This is a genomic window from Pontibacter populi (assembly GCF_019336435.1).
Lineage (GTDB): Bacteria > Bacteroidota > Bacteroidia > Cytophagales > Hymenobacteraceae > Pontibacter > Pontibacter humidus.
The window spans coordinates 69,603-94,002 of sequence record NZ_JAHWXQ010000002.1; the positions used below are offsets into that span (position 1 = coordinate 69,603).

Here is a 24,400-nt window from a genome sequence, read left to right on the forward strand (position 1 = left end):
GTGCTGGTAAGCTCCAGTGTGCTAAACTATAGTTTTACGAAGCGCACTGTCGCGGTCTGGTCACCGGATATAACCCGACACAGGTAAATGCCTTTTTGCAATGCCAGCTTTTGCAGATCTATCGTTTGTCGCTCCTGGTTTGACTGAAGCATTTTCTTCAGTATTAGTTTGCCGGTAGCATCCATCAACTGTAGTTCTCCCTGCTGTTTTCGCCAGTCCTCAGATAAGAATAAAACCAGCTCGTTACCAGTTACCGGATTTATAACAGCAATTCCTTCCTCTGTACCGGGTGTTGGCAAGCCTGTAACGAGACGCTTATAGTTTGGAATACCATAACCCAGCGAATTATCAGGATTATTGGCTTTGCTACCTAACTGACGAATAAGCTGAATCATCTCGTAATTGGTTTTTGAGAGATTAGCCTGCCACAACGAAGTTGCAAAGCCCGCCATTATTGGTCCCGAAAAGGAAGTACCGTTGCTTTTAACTACATTCCCGGATGCATTTAAAACATACGCATTTGCACCAAGCGCAACTACATCAGGTTTAATACGCCCATCTGCTGTTGGCCCACGCGAACTAAACGCAGCTACTACACCCAGTGAATCAACGGCTCCAACTGTGAGCACCGAATCTGCATCAGCCGGCGAAGAGATGAATTTCCAGGGTTTATTTCCATCGTTTCCTGCGCTGGTTACAACTAATATACCAGTGGAAGCGGCAAAATCAGCGGCTCTGGCAACTATAGTTGTGTTTCCATCCATCTGGTCGTAACTATAGCTCACCGATGGTGCATCAAAAACTGTGTACCCTAAGGAAGAGCTGATGACATCAGCCCCGGCGCTATCGGCATATTCTGCTGCAACAAGCCAGTTTACTTCTTCAATGTTATGTTCTGTAGGTGCATCTTCCGTACGCAGTAAGATATAGCTTGCTTTATAAGCAGTCCCGATCATTTTGCCTGGCAAGTAAGCCGCCATCGTGGAAAGCACAGATGTACCATGGGAATTAGCACCGTAAACGTTTTCAGTTCTGGTTACAAAATCAAAGGTACCACTCACTTGGTTGTTCTGAAAAAGATGTTCAAAAGCAGGAATTGTATTTACGCCCGGGAAACCTGCGTCCAACACAGCAATGGTCATTCCTTCGCCGTGGTAGCCGGCATCATGCAGATCAGTTGCCCCCAGCATATTGGCTTGGTGATAAGCCAATCCATAATCGCCTGGCGCTAACAGTGAAGTTAAGTTCTCGGAAGTATTACCTGGAGTATTTTTTAAAGATAAGGTCCCATCAGAAGTAGGACCCGATAATTTATTCAGGGAACGGGAGCTTTTTACAAATGGTAACCCATTCACCTGGGCCAGTTGTTCTATTGATCCTTTTACAACAACGGCATTAAACCAACGGGATGTGTACCAAACCTCGACACCGGTGCCTTTTATAGTTTGTATATAAGCAGGGTTAACGGGAAGGTCGCGGGTAGTGACAGGAATTTGCTGGCGTTGCCGGCGAGAAATAGCTTTTTCGCTCAGGAATTGCTCCGGCTGCTGAGTAGTATAAGGTGTGTTAGTTTTATCGGAAAGGTAAACAAGGTACTTCTTTGGCTCTGCCTGCTGGGCATACAAGCTGCCAAAGCAAAACAGGAAAAGCGTTAGAAGTATAAGTCTCTGCATATGCCTATAGTTTGCCGTGTTCTATTAAAACTTCCTCCCTTTTATGACCATCCAGAATGTAACCTTCACCTTGAGGACAATATTCTGGAGAACAATCTTCGTAGACCTTACGATCAAATAAACGGTATACTCGTCCTACACCTCTTGCATAAACTTCAATCCCATCACTTAGTTTAGAATTAAACAAACCTTGAGAACCTTGTTCCACTACAACTGTTTTCTCAAAAGATAAATTACCTACTTCGAAAGGTTGATCCAGAGACTTATATGTGTATGTTTCCTTACTTATGTTAGGGTTTGGATCATCAACAATATCATGGTCGTTATACATATCTCCAAGCCATGTTTTACCTTCCTCAACCGGAAAAACAAGCTTTACATATCTCGTATTATCCTTGGTGAGAATCACCATACTCTGGTTTTTGGTTACCGTCATCACTGAATCATCTTCCCATTGGCTTTCAGCATTTGGCCTAATAGAGCGGATGATCTTATAGGTAAGGGTATTGGTCTGGTCCATAAACGAATCAACAACCCACTCGCGCATCTGAAAGTTGAGCTCGGTAGGTTCGTTGTGCTGGTATTTAATGTCTTTAACATTATAGATCCGGTAATCGCCGACTTCTAAGGGGTAAAAGTTTAGCCCCCGGGCAACAGGATCGGGTGTAACATAGCTTTTGTCGCAGCTAACCACAACAAAAGCCAGTACTACCCAGCACAACAAATTTCTGATCATGATGGCAGAACGTCTAAAGTATAATCGAGGTTATAGTTTGTTTCAATCCAGCCACCACCAACTACATCATTGCCTTCATAAAAAACGGCAGCCTGACCAGGCGCAATCGCATGCACGCCATGTAGGAAATGTACTTTCATTTTATCACCTTCCTGTTCCACTATAGCTTCGGTGCCCGAATCGTTGTAACGCACTTTGGTTATAGTTGGTATAGGTCTGTCTATCAGGTTGTCATACTTCACCATGTTCAGTTTCCCCACCGTCATGGCATTTTTAGCCAGGTCTTCGAAGTTACCTAAAATTACACGGTTATTCTCTTTCTCGATGCGGGTAACGTAAGCCGGGAATCCAAGCGCTACACCCAGGCCTTTACGCTGACCAATGGTATAGAACGGATAACCTTCGTGGGTACCAACTATAGTTCCGTCTTCCAGTACAAACTCACCACCGGCAACCTGCTCTTCCAACCCTTCAATGCGGCGCTTCAGGAAACCACGGTAATCGTTGTCAGGAATGAAGCATATCTCATAAGACTCCGGTTTGTTAACCAGTTCCGTAAAGCCACGGTCCAGAGCCATCTGGCGAATCTCGGTTTTGCGGAGATTACCCAATGGGAAAATAGTTCGGGCCAGGCTCTTTTGCGAAATTCCCCAAAGCGCGTATGACTGATCTTTGTTTTCGTCCAGCCCTTTAGAGATCACGTAACGGCCGTTTTCTTCACGGATGTTGGCATAGTGGCCTGTCGCAATAAAATCGCAGCCCAGTTGGTCGGCACGGCGCAGCAAAGCATCCCATTTAATGTGGGTATTGCAAAGCACGCACGGGTTTGGCGTACGGCCAGCCATGTACTCATCCGTAAAATGGTTGATCACAAAATCACCGAACTCTTCACGGATATCAATAATATAATGCGGGAAACCAAGCTGAACGGCTATGTTACGGGCATCGTTGATAGAATCGAGGGAGCAGCAGCCGGTTTCTTTTTTGCTACCGCCGCTTGAGGCATAATCCCAGGTTTTCATGGTCATACCAACCACTTCGTAGCCCTGCTCGTGCAACATAACTGCCGCCACAGAACTATCGATACCGCCGCTCATGGCAACTAAAACCCTTCCTAATTTACTCATGTATATAAGGTACTAAAAAATTCGTCAATAAATTCTGATACAAATATAGCAACAACCCGGCAGTAATAAAGATTTCAGTAAAGCTAATATTGGAGCCGTACAACTCTGCAAACAACAGTATTAACTGAAAATTGTTGCTTTGAAAACCTAATCGGGCTTACTTTGGCACTTGAAAGTATAACAGAAGAGCAAACTTATAGTTTAAGTAAAATATATTATGGGCTTACGTACCTCAGTAATAGTAAATGGAGTAAATAACCTGAGCGATGCACGCTATTGTGCCGGCATGGGAGTTGATGTGATCGGTTTTAACCTGAAGTTGGATGACCCGAACCGCGTTCAGCCGCAAACCCTGAAAGAGATAACAGGCTGGGTATCTGGCGTTAAACTGGCCGGCGAGTTCGAAAGAGCAAAACCGGAGATCATAAATGAAATGGCGGATGAGTTTAACTTAGACCTCATCCAGCTGGATACACCTTACCTGATCGATGAAATTGAAGAGATCAACCGCCCGGTTATTCAGAAAGTCTTTATTAATAAAGATACCGTTGTAAGCGAACTGCTGGAAATGATGGACCTGTACAGCCCTTTTGTAGACAGCTTCATCATCTACTCTACTGACTTTAATAGCATAGACGATACCAATGAAAAGCTGCTGTGTGAAGTTTCTAAAAAGCACAAGGTTTACATCGGCTTTGGCCTGCACAAAGAGAACGTTACGCCTATCGTAAATAATGTTAAGCCAACCGGTATCGGCTTACAAGGCGGCCAGGAAATTCGCCCCGGCTACAAAAACTTCGACGAGTTCCAGGACATATTTGAGGAGTTGGAAAACTAATTATAGTTTAGGAGTTAAAGAATTTAGGAGTTAGGAAGTAAAAATGTAGAAACTCTAAGTATCATTTCTGTACTTGTATTTTAATTTCTAACTATAACTACAAAACAAAACGCCTGCTGACTATAAATCAGCAGGCGTTTCTTATTAAATCTACAGTTTAAAAAGTGTATCTAAGCTTTTGACTCCTAAACTCTCTAACTCACAAACTCCTAAACTAATCTTTCACCGGCTTGTATTGCAGGTATTTAATAGCAATTCCCTCGCTCAGGTAACGTTTTTCATAGGTTGTGTAGATGCCCATGGTATGTTCCTGCAGGTCTGAACTATAAAGGTCGGTGGTGGATACCAGGTGCTTTATTTTTCGGTCCTGCAATACTTCCAGGGTATAATCGAACAAGGGTTGGTTATCGGTTTTAAGGTGGATGATACCATCGTGTTTCAGCATAAACTTATACATCTCCTGGAAACGTGGTGACGTAAGGCGGCGCTTGATGTCACGGTCTTTCGGACGCGGGTCCGGGAACGTGATCCAGATCTCATCTACTTCACCTTCCGCAAAGTGGTCCGACACTGTCTCGATGAACGTGCGAAGGAAAGCTACATTTTCCAGTCCTTCCTCAACTGCCAGCGAACTACCTTTCCAGATACGGTTTCCTTTAATATCGATACCTATAAAATTCTTTTCAGGGTGCAGTCGAGCCATACCAACCGTGTATTCGCCACGGCCACAGCCAATTTCCAGCACGATCGGGTTATTGTTGCCAAAATGCTCTGAACGCCACTTGCCTGCCAGCTTCCCATATTTTTCATCACCATCCTGCACCACGTTGTCACGCTCAGCTATAGTTGCGAATTTCGCTAATTTCGATCTGCTCATTATTTATAGTTCTTCAATCTCTGCCACCACAAAGGTACTGCCGCCAATAAAAATAACCTCATCCGTAGCTGCATTTTCCTTGGCTGCTTTTATTGCCTCTGCTACTGTAGGATAGCTTTTGCCTTTTAAACCTACTAAATCAGCCTTCTGTTGTAATTCAGCAACCGGTAAAGCGCGTGGTATAGTTGCCTGGCAAAAGTAGTAACTATAGTTTTTAGGCAGCATTACCAGAATGGTGGTTACATCTTTATCGTTTACCGCCCCAAATACAAAATGTACCTGCTTTGGCTGCAGGCTATGTAACTGTGTAAGTATCTGATTAATTCCATCCGCGTTATGACCAGTATCACAAATAGTTAACGGGCTATAATTTAGCACCTGCCATCTCCCCTTTAGTCCAGTTAATTGTTTGGTATTTGCCAGCCCGTTTCTGATTGCTTCTTCTGTAATGGTAAAGCCACGCTCTGTAAGTAAAGCTATAGTTTGCAAAACACCAGACAGATTGTAACGCTGGTAAATTCCGGTAAGATCGAGCTTTAGTTCCGGTAAGTATAGTTCGCCTTGCTTGTAAACATCAAAAACCTGTTGCTCTAGGGTATGGCTCTTTAGCACTACACTATAGTTATCAGTAGCAAAATATAAAGGGGCATTTACAGCAGCAGCTTTCTCCCGGAACACATTTTCGATATCGGGTTGTTTTAAACTTATAGTTGCCGGAACGCAAGGCTTGATGATACCTGCTTTTTCTCCTGCTATTTCCTGTAAGGTATTGCCTAATAAGTTCTGATGATCAAACCCGATATTGGTAATAAGGGATGCCTCAGGTGTGATGATGTTAGTTGAATCCAGTCTGCCACCTAATCCAACTTCTATAACCGCTACATCAACGTTCTCATCAGCAAAGTATTTGAAAGCAAGCGCGACTGTCATCTCGAAAAACGACGGCTGCACTTCCTCAAACAATGATTTATAGTTCGCTACAAAATCAATCAGGTATTGCTGAGATAATTCTGCGCCGTTTACGCGAACGCGTTCTGTAAAGGACTTTAAGTGTGGAGAGGTGTAAAGACCAGTTTTATAGCCAGCCTCCTGCAAGACCGCAGCCAGCATATGCGAGCTGCTACCTTTACCGTTTGTACCGGCTACATGTACGGTTTTATAGTTATGTTGCGGGTTTCCAAGCGCATCACATAGCGTGATGATGTTGTCGAGGGACTTCTTAAAAGCAGCATTGCCGATGCGTTGAAACATCGGCAATTGCTGGTATAAGTAATCTAAAACTTCCTGATAGGTCATTAGACGGACTATCTTTCTTTTATCGTGTAAGTTATTAAACCTGTGGCTCCTTTAGAATATTCTGTGTTTCCGCCCAGGCGTACAAAAGTCGCTTTCTTAAATACTTCCATTCTATAGATCTCTGCAACCTGTGATGAAACAGTAGATTCAACAACAACGGCATTTTCAACTACGCCATCCGGGCTGATCTTAATCCTGATAACAACTTTACCTGTTTCGCTGGAGGTGTCGCGAGGTTTTGGAATATCTCCCCAACCCCATCCGGCCATATTCAATGAACCACCACCGCCGCCGCCAGATTTACCGTAGAGCGCTTTCGCATCCAGTTTACCATCCGGACTACCTTTATCACCTACTGTTCCCGGGTTATCGCCGTTGTTATTACCTGTAGTTTCGTCAGATGTGCCGCTTTTGCCGGTGCCCGCTGTAGTTGTAGGCTTGCCCGGATAAAGTGCTTTTGGCTTTTCAGGCTCTTTCTTAACCACTTCTTCTTTAGGCTGCGGCTTTGGCTGTGGTTTAACATCTTCTTTCACCGAAACCGGTGCATCCGCTGTAGTAGTCTGTACTTTTGGTGTTTCTACGGGTGTAGGCGGAGTTGGCTGTACTGTTGGCTTTGGCTCCGGACGAGCATCGGGTTGTGTTGGAGCAGGCTTGCTGTCTTCTACATTCTTCGACTCGTTTGGCGTAGCCATTGTTTGTACATCACCACTACCTACATCATCCAAACCGTAGTTCAGCTCAATACCAATTTCTGCTGCAGGTTCTCCCGGAGCTTTCCAAGCCATTATATAAATTAAAAGCAGAAGCAGAATAATATGTACCGCCACACTGGTACCAGCGGCAATACGTTTATTCTTTTCTTCTTCTTTTGATAAGGCTACTGACATAATTCTATTTATACTTACTCTGTTGGCAATGTAGCCAATGTAACTTTTGCTTTAAGGTTCGAGGCAATACCTGCAACTCTTGCAAGATGCTCAACCGGCACCGACTTGTCTACATGTAGTACTACGACCCCTTCTCCTTCCTGGGTTCCCTGCAAAAGTGCTGCCAATTGTGGCTCCAGGTTCTCAATAGCTATCGGCTGATCATTCAAAGCGTAGCGCAGGTCAGAGGTTATAGTTACACTTATCTTCTGCATTACGATGTTAGAAGACTTGCTGGAAGGCAGACTTACTGGTAAACCGGAAGGCGTAACAAAGTTTGATGTAAGCATAAAAAAGATAAGCAGCAGGAAAATAATGTCCGTCATAGACGACATATTAAACTCTGGGTTTATCCTGTTTTTAGAGCGTAAATTCATGCTTATAATTGTGGTTCTTGTAACAGATCTAGGAACTCGATAGAAGAGTATTCCATAGAATGCACAATGTTATCGATCTTGCTTACCAGGTAGTTATAGCCTACATAAGCAGGAAGTCCGATAATAAGACCAGCTGCCGTAGTTACCATCGCTTCATAAATACCGCCGGAAAGCAGCTTTGGACTAATAGAACCTTCAGCCTGTGCAATAGCGATGAAGGCCTGGATCATACCAGTTACAGTACCCAGGAAACCAAGCATTGGCGCCGCACCGGCTATAGTTGCCAAACCAGCCAGATTACGTTCCAGCCTGCTGATCTCTATCTTACCTACGTTTTCTATAGATGTCTCGATATTCTTAAGCGGGTTACCTATACGGCTGATACCTTTAGACAGCATTCGGGCTACTGGCGTGTTAGTTTGGGCACATAGCATTTTTGCACCATTAATGTCGCCGGCCAATACCATACTTTTAATGCGGTCGTTAAAGCCTTCAGGGTTTTTAGCTGCTTTCTTCAAGGTAAGATAGCGCTCAACAAAAATGTAAACGGCAGCCAACGAAAGTAATGCAAGTGGGTACATTGCCCATCCACCTGCCAGAGTCAGGTCAATTAAAGAAACAGAAGTTTCGCTAGCAGCTTGAGCACCTTCAGCAAGCGCAGTTGTATCGGCAGGAGCTCCGGTAGTAATTTGTAATAAGAGTGATGTCATGTTAATTATTGAGTACCCAGATGGAATTTCCGTAAGTTTTTCTGTATTCGTTCATGGCAGCCTGCGCTTCTTCGGCTGTTGCAAAATCAGCAGCAGATACGCGGAAAAGGCGGCTACCTCTTAAAGGTGTTAGCACTTTGCCATCATGGCCATTTTCGCGAACATCATCGCGGCCTGTTTCGGCATTCTGTAAACGGGAATAGCCCCCCGTTATAATATAAAAGCGTCCTGTTTTTTCAGTGATAGTTAGTACAGGCTCAACTATAGCTTCTTCCTCAACTACCTGATCTGCTACACCTTCTGTAGTTTCAGCTAAAGCAGCACTTTCATGTTGCCAGGTAGAATCGTTAATTTCAGAAGTAGAAGCTATAAAATCCGCTTCCAGGTCGGTTGCAATTCCGGCATTAAGTAAAAGATTCTGATAAGTGGCTAGACGCTCTTCTTCGGTAACCGGTACATAGTCTGCCGTGTAATCCGAAGCTGTAGCCTGGTTATTTATAGTTGCGTTGTTAAACTGAGCTAAAGGATTAAGACTGCTGAGATTATATTCTGTTTGTAAGGAAAGCAGGTACAATGCAGATCCGGTTAATCCGGCAATTATCAAACCGGCAGCTGTACTATAAACCCGTCGTAAGCGACGCTTAAACTTAGTGCCATTTTGCGGAATATCCTGCGCGCGCTTGTTCTGCAGCGAACGCAATACTACCGATTCTTCTGCACGAACTGGTCTTGCAGAGATCTCCGGTAAACCAAAACTAGCTTCCAGCAGGTTATCTCCGGCCTTGTACTCAAACTCCAGACGATGTGCAGCATTATACCTGAAAATACCAATATCGCTTAATTCAAAACGGTTATCGGTTTTTAGCTGGTTATTGGCCTGTGTAACGAAAGCTGCAACCATTTGCTGCGCCTCAACTGCCGTAATGCCATTATAGTAGGCAATCGTGTTGATGAGCAGACCATCGGTTAAGACCAACTTTTCGTTAAATGCCACCCGCTTGGATGGTGGTGTAATGGTGTGTTTTACCGGATGCACCACTGCTGGTACATAACGGGTTATCAACCCGCCAAATCCCGGGATGATGACACAGTCGTGTTCATAGAGCAAGGACTTTATGTGCTTTGCTACCATAGGTTACTAAAAGGAATAGGTAACGCCTCCTATCACGTTTATACTCTTCACGGGGTAATTTACAAACCTTTCGTATTTATTTCCTAATATATTATTCGCCATCAGGAACACGGTAAAGGTATTTGTAAATTTATAGTCCGCTTTCAGATTTAGGTCTATAATGTTGTCTGTCTCACGCGTTACAAAAGAGCCGTCTGGTCTGTATACACGCCCGAAAGAACTCCCAATATAGTAAAGTTCTGAATTAAAGAGAATCTTATCGTAGAAGTTATAGGTAGCAAAAATGCTCGTCATCAGCTCCGGACGATGGAAGGGATGGTCTAAAGAAGCTGTGTTATATTTGTTATAATCAAGCTTTAAACCAAGACGAACTTCATCTATATAGTCGAATACAGCTTCCGAATAAATATTTAAAACATTTGTCACACCGTCATCATATACCAGGTCAAACTTGGTAGAATCAGTTCTGGAGTTGTTATAGAAGTACAGGTTACGGTAATTCTGGTAAGCTACGCGACCTGTCAGGTGCACATAGTTTGATAAGTTAGCCGAAAAACCGCCATAAACCTCAAGTCCTTTATTAATATCAGCTACCTCTACATTCGGAGCGATCCATGGGTTCTCCTTTGTAAGCTCATATAAAGTTACTCTTTGCAGATCACCACCTAAACCAGCATAAATCAAGAGGTTATCTTTAATAGGCTCTACTCCTATTCTGAATTGCGGATAGATATTGAACTGGCGTGCATCATTCACTTCGTCGCCGGTATAAGCCACGTTTGCACCTAGCGTAATGCGTGCTGCACCAAACTGGCGCTCGTAGCTTGGGTTCAGCTTAAAGAACGTACGCGACACACTGCTCGAATCTTTATGCGATACAAACGACAGGTCGGCATCCACTTTAAATCCGGAGATCTCATCAATGGTATATTCTGAGTTCAGGTTCAGTGCAATGTTCGCTTCGCTCATGTCGTAGCGATCGTTCAGGTAGTTTAGCTTTACACCTGCTTTATAAAGGAAAGGTGATTCTGAGGTCTGGTTATGAAGGTAACCGTTGGCCAGTATACGGTTGAAGATCTGCTTGGTAGTGTCTTTGTCATCTTCATTCTGCAGGCTTGGCGCATAACCGTAAAAATGGTTTTTATCGCGCTCATAACCTAAACGACCACCAATGGTAAACCCAGGTAAATAACGCTCGCCATGTACACCGATGCTGCTGTTCGATACAGCAGCCTGGTCTTTAACCTCCGGACCACGGGCAGAACCAACATGACTGAAGTTGGCACCAAACGATGATGTTTCAGAACGCTTGTTATGGAAATAACCTTTCAGATACAGCGTAGCATAGTTGCCAAAGCCGGCTTTCAGGTAATTACCGTATAGTTTGGTCAGTTCATCCTGCTTTATAGTCAGCACGCGCATCTGCAACTCAATGTCCTGCGATGGTAAGCGGTAATCCTCGAAGCGGTATCGCACATTACGATCGGCTACCGCCGGCGGCTCTACTTTAAACTTCTCGAAGTTACGGGCTGCGTTCGGCAACTCGATTACGCGGTTCTTCTCTACTACTACTTCGGCATCTTCCAGCTTTGCTCCTTCGCCCCAGCCATTGTTCTGGGCCTGAGCAGAATTCATAAATGCGTAGCCAACACACAACACAATGGCCAGCGATGCTTTTCTTATCTTATTTCTCATTTTGATGCTTCTCTGTCTTATACTGTATGTTACTTCTGCTTACCACCGTTGCCTACATTGGTAGTATCAGCGCCACCTTTACCTCCATTCAGCTTTTCCAGCTTCTGTTTGGCTTCTGCCACAACTTCTTCTACCGGAGAGCCTTCAATAATAGAGTTTAGGGTAGCTTTTGCCTGGAACAGCTCATTCTGTGCCACATAATTATCGGCAATCAGCAGGAATGTTTTACCTAACCAGTAATCGTGGCTCGAGAACTTGTTGTTAAAGGCAAAGGCCTCATCCAGCGACTCCTTATATTTCTTCTGCTTATACAGGATCTCAGCTACCAAGTACTGCGCTTCCGCACCATGTACGTCAGCTGCTGCGGCGGCAGCTTCCTTAAATTCTGTCAGCGCCTGCGCTAGGTTACCCTGCGCGTACGTTGACTTAGCTTTATAAAGCAGCGCCGTGTTATAAGCATTAAGTGCCGCATTGCCCTGGCTTATCAGTTCGCTAGCGATGCGCTTGCTGTTCGCATAGTCATTTGTATTATAATAGCTCATCATTAAACCGGTCAGGGCATTTTGCTGCTCCTTACGGTTTGCGGCTACATCGCGCAGACGACTATAGTACTTAATGGCTTCCGTATAGTTCTTTGCTTCAAACTCAAGGTTGGCCACTTTCTGTATTGCACGGTTCACATATTCCGATTTGTTCTCGGCAATTACTTCCTTCATGCGCTGCAGCCCTCGCTGGGTCTCGTTTTCACGCAGGTAAGAATCTGCCAGGAAGTAACGGGCATCAAACACGAACGGGCTCTTAGGGTAAGCCGCTAAATAAGCTTCCAGTTTAACTGCGGCCTGCTCGTATTTCTCATTGAAATAAAGTGTTTTAGCAGCTTCAAATTCAATGCTTTCTAGAGCTGTACTCTCAGGGTTATTGGCTTTGTATTTAGCCAGGTAAGTATCAAACTCTTCGCTACGGTTCTGTGCAGCCAAAGACTCCTGTAAACTATAAAGAGCACCACTGGCAATTTTAGAAGCCGGGAAATCATCGAGTACGCGCTTGTAATCCTGTATGGCCTCGTTGTGCTTGCCCTGGTTGGCGTATGCCTGCCCGCGTTTGTGTAAGGCATTAGGAATAAGCTTGCTTGTAGAGCCTGAATTGATCAGTGTACTGAAACCTGTCACAGCCTGGCTATAGTTGCCAGCCTCAAAATCAAGCACTGCAGCCTGGTATTGGGCATCATCGGCATAGCGCGATTGCGGGAATTCGTTCAGCACCTGCTTCAGGTTTTGTTCAGCCTGCGCTTTATTGCCTGTAATACCGGCTAATACACCGCGCTGGAAATACGCATAATCTTTATCAGGAGAGTTAGACGCAATTACTTTGTCATACAGATCACCGGCCTGCTTATAGTTCTTGCTTACATAATACAGGTCGGCAAGGCGTAGCATAGCATCGAAATGGTTCGGATTGCTTGGCTTGGTACCATCAACAAAGGCCTTGAAATGTGGCAGCGCTTTATCGTACTGCTTGGTGTTATAGTAGGCATAGCCAATTCCGTAGCGCGACTTCAGGTAATAATCTGACTGGCCGGCAGATGTGTTGCGGAATACGGCAGCATAACTGTTTATGGCATCCTGGTAACGCTGGCCAACAGAGAAAGCCTCACCTTTCACAAAATGGGTGGCAGCCGTAACCTCTTTATCATATGGATACTGAAGCGACTTATCGAGCATGGCAACTGCAGCAGGAAACTTAGCTTCATTAAATAGGTTAACACCATGCAGGTAAGTTACACGCTGATAGGTCTGTAAGATCTTCCAGCTTTTCTTCGGCATGCTCTCTATGTGGCGAATAGCTTCAGGATAGTTGTTGGAACTGAAGTAAGCTTCGCTCAACAAATTATCAGCTTCGGCCGCCTGATCAGAGTCAGGGTAATCTTTACCGAATGTTGTAAGAGAACCAATCACCTCACGGAAGTTGCCAAGCTCAAAATTTACCTGGGCATATTTCAGCGTAGCAGCTTCAGTTACATCTTTGTCGTGATCGTTTTTGCGTGCTTGGTCGAAAGCTGTTAAAGCAAACTGTTTGTTGTTTTCGCGCAGGTAACTTAATCCTAAGTAGTAAGCAGCATTCTGACCCAAGGCATCCTTTTTAAGGGCAACAGCTTTAAAGTTATTTATAGCATCTTTATAATTGTTGTTCTTATAGTCTGTAAAACCAATCTTATATTGAATTACCGGATCCAGTGATTTTTTGCCATTCGCGTACTGATCGAAATATTTATCGGCTGTCTTGTAATCTGCGCGCTGGTAATAAGCATCACCTACCAGTAAGGCTATCTCATCAGACTGTTGTACTTTTGGTGTGCGTGCAAGGGCGGCCTCACCATATCGGATCACTTCATACACATCGTTTTCCTTATAAAGTATCTCTGTGATCATATAAGGCACGATCTGGGCATACGCATCATTCTTCTCTGCTATTTTCAGATCCTCTTTGGCAGCAGCGTAGTCTCCGTTGCGGTAAGAGATATAACCGGAATAGTAGTTAGAAGCATAAGCAAAGCGGTGCTCCTCTTCACGAAATCCGGTGGTCTTATTCTTATCGAAGTAGGTTTTAGCGTTCGCAAAATCTTTTGTTGCGAAATAGGAATAGCCCAGCTTAAACTCCAGCTCTTTATTCTGCTTGATGCTCAGCAAATGCGTAGGCGCCTGTTTTAGCAGGTCAACTACCTTTTTATAATCCTTCTGTTCGAAGTAATATAAACCGAGCTCATAGTTGGCAAGCGCCGTTTTAGGGTGAGCCGGGTAATTCTTAGCAAAATTCAGGATCAATTGCTCTGCATCCGGGTGTAGCAGGTACAAACCGCTCAGGGCGTAGTAATACTGTGCATCGGCTGTTTTGGCATCGTCACCAATCAGTTTAATGTATTTACGGAAAGCTTCCTGGGCAGCACCATACTTTTCACGGTCAAACAGTTCCAGCCCTTCATGGAAATATTTCTCCTGAGAAGTAAACACTTGCGTGTTTTGAGCAACTACCACATGTGAGCCCCCCGCCAGCACAGATGCCAGTGCAATTTTGTACGCTATCTTCATAGTATGTTCATAAAACGGCCCGGCAAAGCCAGGCTTATTCGTTTTTTATTTCTGGTAAAGCATGAATGGCGAAATTTACGTGCCACTTCATTCAAAGTTAATAAATTTTAACGAGCTGCCTTTCTGTAGCTGCATTTACCTGTTTGCAATCACCACAAAATATAGGTTTACCCATATACAATGCTCGGACAGGCTTAAATATTGTGCAAAATTAAAAAATTAAATGGCCAGTGTTTTAGGCACCGGATGTAGTATCTTAAACATCAGTTCCCGTAACGTATCTGCTTCGCTCATATCGCCTCCGCTTATACCTTTCGATTGCAGGTCGGCTTCTCTTATATAATGGATGATATCTACAACGCGGGCAATTGGGTAAACCCGCATGGCATGCTGAAACTCCTTTAGTTTCCAGGCCTGCTGCCCCAGAAGCTTTTTAAGGCCGGCTTCCGATTTATCAGCAGCTGCGTGGAGGCTCAGTAACTTCGTGAAAAACGAAAACAGCATACCAATGTTAGGAATGAGCGGATTGTTCTTCGGATTGGCCTCGAAATAGTTAATTATACGGTTAGCCTTTAACACATCCTGGGCAATGATGGCAGCCTGTAATTCAAATATGTTGTATTCTTTACTTATGCCGACATTCTCAAGAACTACCTTCTCATCTATAGTTTGGCCGGGCTTCAGGTTCAGCAGTAACTTATCTATTTCATTCGCTAAGCGGCTCAGGTCAGAACCAATGAACTCACTTAAGTGCAGCACCGCCTGAGGCGTCGCTTTAATATTCTTTGTTTTCAGGTAATTGTTAACCCAGGCAGGCACCTGGTTGTCGTAAAGTTTTTTGGTGGTCAGCATCACCGAGTGCTGTGCAAATGCCTTCGAGAGCGCCTTTCGGCCATCAAGTGTCTTATGCTTATAGGCAAAAACCAGTATTGTAGATGGTAAAGGGTTTTTAAGATAGGCTTCCAGTTGCTTAGCTCCATCTTCCTTCTCTATATCGAGTATGCTTTGTGCTTCCTTAACTATAACAACCGAACGATCCGCCATCATCGGAAAACGCTTTGCCTGCAGCAGCACAGTAGCAACATCCACATCCTTACCATAGACCACCACCTGGTTAAACCCTTTTTCGTGTTCCTGTAAGGCATTTGCCTCAATATAGTCCGAGATCTGGTCGATGTAAAAGGGTTCGTCTCCCTGCAGAAAGTAGACAGGAGCAAAGTTGCGTTTCTGAAGTTGTTCTAAAATACTTTCGGGTGTATGGGCCATGCGCGCGGAAAAGGATTTGCCTACACAAAATTAAGGCATCAGCGCTAAAATGAAAGGATAAGTTGTGATTATTAGCCAGCCAAACTATAGTTAGCTTTATGCCGGGCCACGATTTCATCAAACTTCGGGTTTTGCTGATAGAAATAAGACGATAGCAGGAAAATGGCAAACGTAAACTCCTGCAGTTCCCACGCCTTGCCGTGCGATATGAACAGTGGCAACATAAAACTAAAAAGGTAAAGCATACCCCACACTAGCTTAGGAACCGGCATCAGGGCGAACTTCCAATTCCGGAAAGCTGAACTATAGTTGTAAAGTAAAGGCAGCCCCAGAAAATAAATGAAGATGGCGGAGTACATACCGGTGCTAAAGATCAGTTTATTCAGCTTAACTCCCTCCACTTTCATGTTATGTAAATTAAATTCTCCCTGGGTGTTTACTTCTTTCAGCTCAACCGGAGTCTGGTAACTGAATAATCGTTGTCCCCACGAAATCTCTTCGCCACTTCCGAAAATGAAAACGAGCGCAACAACCGCTAGTGCAAAACGAACAAAACCTTTATTCCTTGCCGCTGCAAACACAAAAAATATCGAGATCAGGAGTAATGAAAATGCGGTCATGTTCTCTATGTAGCCATCTTCGCTGGTATAAGCTTCAAAAAATGTGGGATTATAGTTAAAACTATAGATGCCAACTATACTATGGATGACTACCATAATGAAAATGAAATACTCTGCTCCGGATAACCTGACCTTTCTCATTTTTGTAAACCCGCCTGCAACACCCACCTTACTATAGAAACAATATAACTTTAAATAGTAATACGGATTTACAAGTAGCAATGGTAGCTATTGAGCGGCTATTTGAAATGCTAGCCTAAACTATAGTTCCGGAGGAATCAGTTCTTACTGAATTTAGACACACATACTGCCAACTCTTTTTTATATTTGCCCTTTACAGAAAGACGGAAGTATAAATGAACCTGATAGAAGAATTAAGATGGAGAGGCATGCTCCACGATTTCATGCCCGGAACCGAAGAACAACTGGCATCCGGCATGACGACCGGCTATATTGGCTTCGACCCGACAGCAAGCTCTTTACACATCGGTAACCTGGCTACTATTATGTTGCTGGTACACCTGCAGCGTGCAGGCCATAAACCTGTTGCCCTGGTTGGTGGTGCTACCGGTATGATCGGCGATCCATCGGGCAAATCAGCAGAACGAAATCTGTTAGACGAGACAACCCTGCGCGCAAATCAGGAAGGCATAAAGGCACAGCTGGAGAAATTCCTGGATTTTAACGCCGGTGCAAACTCTGCCGAAATCGTAAACAATTACGACTGGTTCAAAGAATTCAGTTTCCTGGGATTCCTGCGTGAAGTTGGCAAGCACCTGACAGTAAACTATATGATGGCCAAAGATTCAGTTAAGAAACGAATCAGCGCTGATGAAGAAGGCGACCGTGCCGAAGGCTTATCGTTTACTGAGTTCTCTTACCAGTTGATTCAGGGCTACGACTTCTATCATTTGTATAAGAACAAGGGTGTAAGATTACAGATGGGAGCCTCTGACCAGTGGGGTAACATTACTACAGGTACAGAACTTATCCGCAGAATGGATGGCGGTAAAGCGTTTGCCCTGGTTGGTAAACTGGTGACAAAATCGGATGGTACCAAGTTCGGTAAATCGGAAGGCGGAAATATCTGGCTGAACGCTACGCTGACTTCACCTTATAAGTTTTACCAGTTCTGGCTAAACCTGTCGGATGAGGAAGCGGAAAAGCTGATAAAAGTATATACATTACTACCTCAAGATGAAATTGAACGTCTGACAGAAGAGCACAAACAGGCTCCTCACCTACGCGTCTTACAAAAAGCCTTAGCTAAAGATGTTACAATTCGTGTACACTCTGAAGAAGACTATAATGCAGCTATAGATGCGTCAGAAATTTTATTTGGAAAAGGCGATTTAGAGACGCTAAAAGGCCTGAAAGAAGATATTTTGCTAAGTGTGTTCGAGGGAGTGCCACAGATTGAAGTTAGCAAAAATACGTATGCTGAAGCACAAACTGTAAGCGATCTGCTTTCTGATGTTACAGGCGGCCAGGTTTTCGAGTCGAAGGGTGAAGCGAAGCGCATGATCAAGAATGGCGGCGTGAGCGTGAACCGTCAGAAAGTGCAGAGCCCTGATGAAGCTGTAAATTTTGAATTACTGCAGGAGAGATACCTGGTAGTACAGAAGGGTAAGAAAAACTATTATTTAATTACAGTCAACTAACTTATTTATAGTTAGTTACAAATAAAAAAGGTGAACTTTTCAGTTCACCTTTTTTATTTTCAGTATGCTGTCTGATGACTATTTCTGATCAGCAGTGCTGTTTTTCATGTCCTGAACTTCCTTACGGATGTCCTGTGCCATGTTTTTAAGATCCTGCATACCTTTACGTACACGTGTACCTGCAGCTGCGTTGTTTTTGTCGTAGAACTTTTCGAAATCAGATTCAAGCGACATAACTAGGTCTCTCAGTTTGCTAAAGTTGTTGTTCATTAGAGCTATTTGTTATAGTGAAACATTTGGTTTAATAACTCTAATATACACATTTAGTAATAAGAAGCAAAAATTAAGAAAATTTAATATATGCCCCTACAGCAAACTAGGCGGTAACCTGCGACTTAGAGTACAAGCCTTTGTCCAATTTTTGTGCAATTTTCTCAAACGCATCAATCGTCTCTTTTACATCGTCCAGGGTGTGTGCAGCAGTCGGGATAAGACGCAGCATGATCACATCTTTAGGAACAACAGGATAAACTACGATAGAGCAGAAAATATTGAAGTTTTCGCGAAGATCAAGCGTTAACTGTGTCGCATCAGGTATCTGACCGTTCAGGAAAACAGGTGTTACCGGCGAAGTTGTTGTACCGATGTTAAAGCCTTTTTCACGTAAACCAGACTGAAGTGCATTTACTACTGTCCATAGTTGCTCCTTCAGTTGTGGCTGTGTGCGTAGTAACTCTAAACGCTTAAGTGCACCAACTACCAACGGCATTGGCAAAGACTTAGCGAAGATCTGCGAACGCATGTTATAGCGAAGGTATTCTACTACCTGCTCATCAGCGGCTACAAACGCACCGATGCTTGCCATAGATTTAGCAAACGTAGAGAAGTAAACATCGATACCATCCTGGCAACCTAAATGCTCACCAGTACCAGCACCTGTTTTACCCATTGTTCCAAAACCGTGGGCATCATCTACAAACAGACGGAAGTTGAATTTCTCTTTAAGGGCTACCACTTTGTCCAGGCTGCCCAGGTTACCAGACATACCAAAAACACCTTCTGTTATTACAAGTAGCGCACCACCTGTGTTCTCAGCCCAGCGTGTTGCACGCTCTAACTGCTTTTCAAGGCTGGCCATGTCGTTGTGTGCATACACAAAGCGCTTGCCCTGGTGCAGACGTAAACCGTCAATAATACAGGCATGCGATTCCGCATCGTAAACGATAACATCGTGGCGGTCAACCAGCGCATCTATGATCGATACTACACCCTGATAACCAAAGTTCAGTAGCAATGCATCCGGCTTCTGAACGAATTCAGCCAGCTCAGACTCCAGCTGCTCGTGCAGGTTAGAGTTACCAGACATAATACGAGCACCCATCGGATACGCCATACCCCACTCTGCCGCCGCTTCAGCATCTGCTTTGCGAACTTCCGGGTGGTTAGCAAGACCCAGGTAATTGTTCAGACTCCAGGTAAGAACATCTTTACCTCTGAACTTCATACGGGGGGCTATCTCGCCTTCCAGCTTCGGAAAAGTAAAGTAACCATGCGCATAATGAGAGTGGCTACCTAATGGACCTCTATTGGTCAACAGTTTTTCAAATAAATCCACTTGAGTAATAATTAAGTTATCGGGATATTTTCTGTCTAAAGACGCTTTATATGCATTGATACGAATTTTTGCATAAAGCTGCGCAAATTTAACTTTTTACGCTATCAAATACAATGTAATCCTTTGCTGTATAAGCCTTTTTTAAATATATGATTTTTAAGTTTGGCTGCAAAGCCGTTTCTTTGAACTATAGAATAACTATAGCTCCGGCATGAAAAAAATAAATAAGCTTTTAGTTGCTAACAGAGGTGAAATTGCGCTGCGTGTAATGCGTACCGCTAAAGAAATGGGCATTAAAACGGTTGCTGTTTACAGCGAAGCCGACCGCAACGCACTACACGTACGTTTCGCAGACGAAGCAGTTTGCGTAGGCGGACCAAAATCTAATGAATCATACCTGCGTGGCGACGTTATTATAGATGTCTGTAAAAAACTGAATGTTGATGCGATACACCCTGGCTACGGTTTCCTCTCTGAAAATGCCGGTTTTGCAAAAGCAGTGGAAGAAGCTGGTCTTATCTTTATAGGTCCGTCGCCGGAAGCCATAGAACTGATGGGTAGCAAACTGGCCGCGAAAGCTGCAGTTGCCAAGTACAATATCCCGATGGTACCCGGTACCGAATACGCTATTACCGATGTGGAAGAAGCTAAACTGATCGCACAAAAGATCGGTTTCCCGATACTTATTAAAGCAAGCGCCGGTGGTGGTGGTAAAGGGATGCGTGTAGTGGATAGTGTGGAGGTTTTTGAAGAGCAGATGCAACTGGCAGTAAGCGAAGCAACTTCTGCTTTTGGCGATGGTTCTGTTTTTATTGAGAAATACATCGGTTCACCGCGTCACATCGAAATACAGGTGCTGGGCGATACGCACGGAAATATTGTGCACCTGTTCGAACGTGAGTGTTCCATTCAGCGCCGCCACCAGAAAGTGATCGAGGAAGCGCCATCTGCAGTTCTTACCCCTGCGTTGCGGGATGAAATGGGCCGCTGTGCGGTAAATGTAGCCAAAGCCTGCGATTATGTAGGAGCCGGTACAGTTGAGTTCCTCGTAGATGAGAATCTGAATTTCTACTTTTTAGAGATGAATACCCGCCTGCAGGTAGAGCACCCGGTAACAGAGCAAATTACCGGCCTGGACCTTGTTCGCGAGCAGATACAGATTGCAGAAGGCAAAGTACTCGGTTTCCGTCAGGAAGACTTAACTATAAACGGACATGCACTTGAGTTGCGCGTTTACGCAGAAGATCCGGCAAATAACTTCCTTCCAGACATCGGGCGCCTTGAAACGTATAAGCGCCCTCAGGGGTTAGGTGTGCGCGTGGATGATGGCTTTGAACAAGGCATGGACATTCCGATCTACTATGACCCGATGATCGCGAAGCTGGTAACCTTTGGTAAAGACCGACAGGAAGCCATTGAAAAAATGCTGCGTGCCATTGATGAGTACCAGATCACTGGAATTGAAACGACACTGCCGTTTGGTAAATTTGTTTTAAACCATGAGGCCTTCGTAAGCGGCAACTTCGACACAAAATTCATAGAGCGTTATTTTTCGGCAGAAGATCTTAAACCGAAGCCAACGGAAGAAGCCGAAATTATAGCGGTAGCTTTGGCAGCTATGCTGATGCAGAAACAGAAACCAACTATAGCAGATAACGCAGCTGCCACAAATGCAACGATAACTTCTAATTGGAGAAAGAACAGAACGTAATTAAGAATTAACTATAAAAAGAAAGGGCGCTATAGTTAGTATAGCGCCCTTTCTTTTTATAGTTTGTAGTTATTAAATCAGGTCGAATAAGTTTTTCACGCCTATGTGGCGCTCCACTGTAAAACCTTCGCCATACGTTACTCCTATTGCGTGGCCAAACTCTTTAGCTCTTGCTTCCAGAAACTCCATAAACTCTGGCGATGAGATATAAGTGTTTTCCGAAGAATCTGCGGGGTTGTAAAACTGCGATTTAAAGGCACGGATACTTTCCAGCTTCTTTTCCCAGAAAGGTGTTATATCAACTATAACATCAGGCTTGATGTAACGGTCTTGTATGTAATGGTATACAGCTTTCGGTCTCCAGGCTTCCTGCTTCTCCCCATCAGGCCCGGTGGTTTCAATCATTTTAAGGCCAGACAGGAAGCATGACTCAGATACCAGCTTCGAACCTTTTGCATGATCGGGATGACGGTCATGAATAGCGTTCATAATGACCAGTTCCGGTTTGTACTGACGTATTTTTTCAACAACCTTTAACTGATGTACTTTATCATTTACAAAAAAACCATCAGCTAAATCAAGGTTATCCCGCACCGACAGGCCTAAAATTTCAGAAGCAGCTTTCGCTTCGGCGGCACGGGTTTCAGGTGTACCCCGAGTTCCCAGTTCACCTCTTGTCAGGTCAACTATACCTACTTTTTTACAGGCGGCAATATGCGCAACTATAGTTCCGGAACAGCCCAGTTCTGCATCATCGGGGTGTGCAGCAAAAATAAGTATATCTAGTTTCATTTTGTTATAGTTACCTAACGCGTAATCTCTTACCTACACGCAGCGTTGAACGTGTGCTCATTCCATTAAGTTTAGCAACCTGGGAAGCTGTTACACCATACTTTTTAGCTATACCTGATAATGTATCTCCTTTTCTGATGGTATGGTAATAAGATCTGCGGCCACTGTTGGAAGAACTGCTCTTGCTTTTGTTATAATAGTTAAACAGTGCAGAGGTTATCTGAAAATTCTGCCCTTTCAGAAGGTAATCCGGAAAGTCATAAAGATATTCAGGATCTATGGGATTACCCTGGTAGCGCACTTCGTAGTGAAGGTGTGGCCCGGAACTCCGTCCTGTGCTGCCACCCAAACCGATCATCTCTCCTGCTTTTACAAACTGGCCAGGCTTGGCAATTGCTTTGCTCATGTGCCCATACAAAGTTTCCAGTCCATTATAGTGACGTACAACTATGTAGTTACCATAACCGCTTCCATCCCATTTGTTAATGCGTACTACCCCATCAAAGGCAGCAAAAATACTGTCACCTGTATCCAAATCTATATCAGTACCAAAATGCCAACGGTATCCTCTGTGCCCGAAATGACTGGTAACAGGTGTTTTCTCCAAAGGCATCTTATAGTTGCGATTCGAACGAGGGTCATATAACTGTACTTCCACCGTATCTTTCAACTGGCGCGCATCCATCCGGTAAGGGTTAATGTTACGCGTATCCCAGATAGCATAATAACCGGCTATCCTGATCCAGGTAGAATCGATCAGTACCTCATCCGATACCTCAACTATATGCTGCTGACCAAGATCAAGCTCTGTGGTATCTTCGCTAACTATAGATAGCTCCTTTTTAGGACTGAAATTGATCGATTTTCCGGCATCAGAATTTTCGTCATCAAACTCCTCATACTCTATAAGTATAGTTGTATCCGGGCGAACGTACTGAATTTTGGGCGATTTAACCTTAAACAGGTCTTTTGCTTTCTTTTGTGCAGTTGCACCTTGCGCCAGGCAAAGCATACACAACAAAAAGAGTACAACTGATAAGGGACTTTTAAACTTTGGCATTGCTTTTTAATTAGGCATTCGGGGAGTTATAGTTGTGCTGTCCGCATACATAAACTACATCAAAGCCAATTTATTGTAACCTCTCCAACAGGCTTAACTAAAATTAAGTGCAAACAGGAGAAGCACATACTATTAATTTTTAGTGCAAATCATTAGCTGCCAGGTAACGCTCAGCATCCAGTGCAGCCATACAGCCCGAACCAGCAGCCGTTACTGCCTGACGATAGGTAAAGTCCTGCACATCGCCGCAGGCAAATACACCATCAATATTTGTTTTAGAAGTACCTGGTATCGTTCTGATATAACCGTTCTCATCCAGGTTCAGATAGTCAGCAAAAATATCAGAATTTGGTTTGTGACCGATCGCTACAAAGAAACCGTTTACAGGAATTTCTCTAGTTTCGTTGGTAAGTGCGTTTTTAACCCGTACTCCTGTAACCACATCATCCCCCAGAATCTCATCTGTTACCGAATTCCATAGTATTTCGATGTTCGGGGTTTTCTTAACGCGTTCCTGCATGATAATAGAAGCGCGCATCTCTTCACGACGTACGATCATGTATACCTTTTTGCACAGGTTAGCCAGGTAAGTAGCCTCTTCTGCAGCTGTGTCGCCGGCGCCAACTATAGCCACATCCTGGCCACGGTAAAAGAAACCATCACAAACCGCGCAAGCCGATACACCGTTCCCGTTAAGCTTTGCTTCAGATTCCAGGCCCAGCCACTTAGCCGATGCACCTGTTGAAATGATAACTGTATCCGCTTCAATTACCTTCTGGTCGTCTATCGTTACTTTATGCGGCTGACCCGAAAAGTCTACTGCAGTTGCAATACCATAGCGCACATCGGTACCAAAACGCTCGGCCTGCTTTTTAAAGTCCTCCATCATTTCAGGGCCTTTCACGCCACCCGGGTAGCCAGGATAGTTCTCTACATCGTTGGTAATGGTAAGCTGACCACCGGGCTGTAACCCTTGGTAAAGTACAGGCTTAAGACCTGCTCTGGATGCATATATAGCTGCTGTATAACCGGCAGGACCTGAACCGATGATAAGGCATTTTACTTTTTCGATTTCCATGGAAAACTAGTGCAATTAATTTTGGATGCAAGTATACTAAAAAATCTGCTCCTTTGCCCGAATTGCTTCTACTGAAATGGTGAGGCAGCTCCTGTAAACGACAAAAGCCCCGGCTTTATGGCCG

21 protein-coding genes are annotated in these 24,400 nt (G+C 44.2%); 3 read left to right on the top strand and 18 right to left on the bottom strand.

The annotated features are described in order from the left end of the window. Positions 1 to 26: 26 nt before the first annotated feature. Genes KYK27_RS06900 through mnmA form a run of 3 tightly spaced genes read right to left on the bottom strand, consistent with a single transcriptional unit; the run spans position 27 to position 3,536 of the window. Positions 27 to 1,673 carry a S8 family serine peptidase gene (locus tag KYK27_RS06900; protein WP_199109320.1) on the bottom strand — a complete coding sequence of 549 codons (1,647 nt, stop codon included), beginning with the start codon at positions 1,671 to 1,673 and terminating at the stop codon, positions 27 to 29. A 4-nt stretch (positions 1,674 to 1,677) separates the two neighbouring features. Continuing rightward, positions 1,678 to 2,409, bottom strand: coding sequence for a hypothetical protein (locus tag KYK27_RS06905; protein ID WP_199109321.1), 732 nt, complete (start codon positions 2,407 to 2,409; stop codon positions 1,678 to 1,680). Beyond that, positions 2,406 to 3,536, bottom strand: a complete 1,131-nt coding sequence (gene mnmA / locus KYK27_RS06910; RefSeq protein WP_199109322.1) for a tRNA 2-thiouridine(34) synthase MnmA — start codon at positions 3,534 to 3,536, stop codon at positions 2,406 to 2,408. Before mnmA ends, KYK27_RS06905 begins: the two co-directional genes overlap by 4 nt. Before the next feature lie 217 nt (positions 3,537 to 3,753). On the opposite strand from mnmA, the gene KYK27_RS06915 reads away from it, so the two are divergent. Further along, positions 3,754 to 4,374, top strand: coding sequence for a hypothetical protein (locus tag KYK27_RS06915; RefSeq protein ID WP_199109323.1), 621 nt, complete (start codon positions 3,754 to 3,756; stop codon positions 4,372 to 4,374). Between the two features lie 214 nt (positions 4,375 to 4,588). Here the strand turns inward: KYK27_RS06915 and trmB are convergent, their stop codons facing one another. The 10 genes from trmB to KYK27_RS06965 all read right to left on the bottom strand — a co-directional run bounded on the left by trmB (position 4,589) and on the right by KYK27_RS06965 (position 16,500). Then, a complete protein-coding gene (trmB, locus tag KYK27_RS06920; protein WP_199109324.1) occupies positions 4,589 to 5,251 on the bottom strand; it encodes a tRNA (guanosine(46)-N7)-methyltransferase TrmB in 663 nt (220 codons plus the stop codon). Between the two features lie 3 nt (positions 5,252 to 5,254). Then, positions 5,255 to 6,502 carry a bifunctional folylpolyglutamate synthase/dihydrofolate synthase gene (locus KYK27_RS06925; protein WP_246594257.1) on the bottom strand — a complete coding sequence of 416 codons (1,248 nt, stop codon included), beginning with the start codon at positions 6,500 to 6,502 and terminating at the stop codon, positions 5,255 to 5,257. Positions 6,503 to 6,555: 53 nt separating this feature from the next. Then, on the bottom strand, positions 6,556 to 7,434 hold the full coding sequence (locus KYK27_RS06930; protein WP_199109326.1) for a hypothetical protein: 879 nt from the start codon (positions 7,432 to 7,434) through the stop codon (positions 6,556 to 6,558). A 14-nt stretch (positions 7,435 to 7,448) separates the two neighbouring features. Next, on the bottom strand, positions 7,449 to 7,850 hold the full coding sequence (locus KYK27_RS06935) for an ExbD/TolR family protein (protein WP_199109327.1): 402 nt from the start codon (positions 7,848 to 7,850) through the stop codon (positions 7,449 to 7,451). 2 nt (positions 7,851 to 7,852) lie between these two features. Next, on the bottom strand, positions 7,853 to 8,560 hold the full coding sequence (locus KYK27_RS06940; protein ID WP_199109328.1) for a MotA/TolQ/ExbB proton channel family protein: 708 nt from the start codon (positions 8,558 to 8,560) through the stop codon (positions 7,853 to 7,855). A 1-nt stretch (position 8,561) separates the two neighbouring features. After that, positions 8,562 to 9,692, bottom strand: a complete 1,131-nt coding sequence (locus KYK27_RS06945; RefSeq protein WP_199109329.1) for an SPOR domain-containing protein — start codon at positions 9,690 to 9,692, stop codon at positions 8,562 to 8,564. 6 nt (positions 9,693 to 9,698) lie between these two features. Further along, entirely contained in the window at positions 9,699 to 11,387 is a 1,689-nt protein-coding gene (locus KYK27_RS06950; RefSeq protein WP_199109330.1) for a hypothetical protein, read from the bottom strand. 29 nt (positions 11,388 to 11,416) lie between these two features. After that, the gene (locus tag KYK27_RS06955) at positions 11,417 to 14,473 is read right to left on the bottom strand and encodes a tetratricopeptide repeat protein (protein WP_199109331.1); all 3,057 of its coding nucleotides are present in this window, start codon (positions 14,471 to 14,473) and stop codon (positions 11,417 to 11,419) included. 219 nt (positions 14,474 to 14,692) lie between these two features. After that, positions 14,693 to 15,739 carry a DNA polymerase III subunit delta gene (gene holA, locus KYK27_RS06960; RefSeq protein ID WP_199109332.1) on the bottom strand — a complete coding sequence of 349 codons (1,047 nt, stop codon included), beginning with the start codon at positions 15,737 to 15,739 and terminating at the stop codon, positions 14,693 to 14,695. A gap of 71 nt (positions 15,740 to 15,810) precedes the next feature. Next, the gene (locus KYK27_RS06965; RefSeq protein WP_199109333.1) at positions 15,811 to 16,500 is read right to left on the bottom strand and encodes a hypothetical protein; all 690 of its coding nucleotides are present in this window, start codon (positions 16,498 to 16,500) and stop codon (positions 15,811 to 15,813) included. A 215-nt stretch (positions 16,501 to 16,715) separates the two neighbouring features. Here KYK27_RS06965 and tyrS point away from each other — a divergent pair, with 215 nt between their 5' ends. Further along, positions 16,716 to 18,020, top strand: a complete 1,305-nt coding sequence (tyrS, locus tag KYK27_RS06970; RefSeq protein WP_199109334.1) for a tyrosine--tRNA ligase — start codon at positions 16,716 to 16,718, stop codon at positions 18,018 to 18,020. Between the two features lie 78 nt (positions 18,021 to 18,098). Here tyrS and KYK27_RS06975 read toward each other — a convergent pair whose 3' ends face one another. Then, positions 18,099 to 18,290: a histone H1 gene (locus KYK27_RS06975; RefSeq protein WP_162426269.1), complete on the bottom strand. Its 192-nt coding sequence runs from the start codon at positions 18,288 to 18,290 to the stop codon at positions 18,099 to 18,101. A 106-nt stretch (positions 18,291 to 18,396) separates the two neighbouring features. Beyond that, the gene (locus KYK27_RS06980) at positions 18,397 to 19,635 is read right to left on the bottom strand and encodes an aminotransferase class I/II-fold pyridoxal phosphate-dependent enzyme (protein WP_199109335.1); all 1,239 of its coding nucleotides are present in this window, start codon (positions 19,633 to 19,635) and stop codon (positions 18,397 to 18,399) included. Positions 19,636 to 19,846: 211 nt separating this feature from the next. Between KYK27_RS06980 and accC the strand changes: the two genes are divergently transcribed. Then, entirely contained in the window at positions 19,847 to 21,346 is a 1,500-nt protein-coding gene (accC, locus tag KYK27_RS06985) for an acetyl-CoA carboxylase biotin carboxylase subunit (protein ID WP_199109336.1), read from the top strand. 72 nt (positions 21,347 to 21,418) lie between these two features. Here the strand turns inward: accC and bshB1 are convergent, their stop codons facing one another. The 3 genes from bshB1 to trxB all read right to left on the bottom strand — a co-directional run bounded on the left by bshB1 (position 21,419) and on the right by trxB (position 24,276). Further along, positions 21,419 to 22,138: a bacillithiol biosynthesis deacetylase BshB1 gene (bshB1, locus tag KYK27_RS06990; protein ID WP_199109337.1), complete on the bottom strand. Its 720-nt coding sequence runs from the start codon at positions 22,136 to 22,138 to the stop codon at positions 21,419 to 21,421. A gap of 10 nt (positions 22,139 to 22,148) precedes the next feature. Beyond that, entirely contained in the window at positions 22,149 to 23,198 is a 1,050-nt protein-coding gene (locus tag KYK27_RS06995; protein ID WP_199109338.1) for a M23 family metallopeptidase, read from the bottom strand. Between the two features lie 139 nt (positions 23,199 to 23,337). Further along, the gene (gene trxB / locus KYK27_RS07000; RefSeq protein WP_199109339.1) at positions 23,338 to 24,276 is read right to left on the bottom strand and encodes a thioredoxin-disulfide reductase; all 939 of its coding nucleotides are present in this window, start codon (positions 24,274 to 24,276) and stop codon (positions 23,338 to 23,340) included. Between the last annotated feature and the right edge of the window lie 124 nt (positions 24,277 to 24,400).

Bases quoted from the DNA above. Each gene is read 5' to 3' on its own strand.
- KYK27_RS06900 (WP_199109320.1), bottom strand. From the start codon at position 1,673: ATGCAGAGACTTATACTTCTAACGCTTTTCCTGTTTTGCTTTGGCAGC.
- KYK27_RS06905 (WP_199109321.1), bottom strand. From the start codon at position 2,409: ATGATCAGAAATTTGTTGTGCTGGGTAGTACTGGCTTTTGTTGTGGTT.
- mnmA (WP_199109322.1), bottom strand. From the start codon at position 3,536: ATGAGTAAATTAGGAAGGGTTTTAGTTGCCATGAGCGGCGGTATCGAT.
- KYK27_RS06915 (WP_199109323.1), top strand. From the start codon at position 3,754: ATGGGCTTACGTACCTCAGTAATAGTAAATGGAGTAAATAACCTGAGC.
- trmB (WP_199109324.1), bottom strand. From the start codon at position 5,251: ATGAGCAGATCGAAATTAGCGAAATTCGCAACTATAGCTGAGCGTGAC.
- KYK27_RS06925 (WP_246594257.1), bottom strand. From the start codon at position 6,502: ATGTTTCAACGCATCGGCAATGCTGCTTTTAAGAAGTCCCTCGACAAC.
- KYK27_RS06930 (WP_199109326.1), bottom strand. From the start codon at position 7,434: ATGTCAGTAGCCTTATCAAAAGAAGAAGAAAAGAATAAACGTATTGCC.
- KYK27_RS06935 (WP_199109327.1), bottom strand. From the start codon at position 7,850: ATGAATTTACGCTCTAAAAACAGGATAAACCCAGAGTTTAATATGTCG.
- KYK27_RS06940 (WP_199109328.1), bottom strand. From the start codon at position 8,560: ATGACATCACTCTTATTACAAATTACTACCGGAGCTCCTGCCGATACA.
- KYK27_RS06945 (WP_199109329.1), bottom strand. From the start codon at position 9,692: ATGGTAGCAAAGCACATAAAGTCCTTGCTCTATGAACACGACTGTGTC.
- KYK27_RS06950 (WP_199109330.1), bottom strand. From the start codon at position 11,387: ATGAGAAATAAGATAAGAAAAGCATCGCTGGCCATTGTGTTGTGTGTT.
- KYK27_RS06955 (WP_199109331.1), bottom strand. From the start codon at position 14,473: ATGAAGATAGCGTACAAAATTGCACTGGCATCTGTGCTGGCGGGGGGC.
- holA (WP_199109332.1), bottom strand. From the start codon at position 15,739: ATGGCCCATACACCCGAAAGTATTTTAGAACAACTTCAGAAACGCAAC.
- KYK27_RS06965 (WP_199109333.1), bottom strand. From the start codon at position 16,500: ATGAGAAAGGTCAGGTTATCCGGAGCAGAGTATTTCATTTTCATTATG.
- tyrS (WP_199109334.1), top strand. From the start codon at position 16,716: ATGAACCTGATAGAAGAATTAAGATGGAGAGGCATGCTCCACGATTTC.
- KYK27_RS06975 (WP_162426269.1), bottom strand. From the start codon at position 18,290: ATGAACAACAACTTTAGCAAACTGAGAGACCTAGTTATGTCGCTTGAA.
- accC (WP_199109336.1), top strand. From the start codon at position 19,847: ATGAAAAAAATAAATAAGCTTTTAGTTGCTAACAGAGGTGAAATTGCG.
- bshB1 (WP_199109337.1), bottom strand. From the start codon at position 22,138: ATGAAACTAGATATACTTATTTTTGCTGCACACCCCGATGATGCAGAA.
- KYK27_RS06995 (WP_199109338.1), bottom strand. From the start codon at position 23,198: ATGCCAAAGTTTAAAAGTCCCTTATCAGTTGTACTCTTTTTGTTGTGT.
- trxB (WP_199109339.1), bottom strand. From the start codon at position 24,276: ATGGAAATCGAAAAAGTAAAATGCCTTATCATCGGTTCAGGTCCTGCC.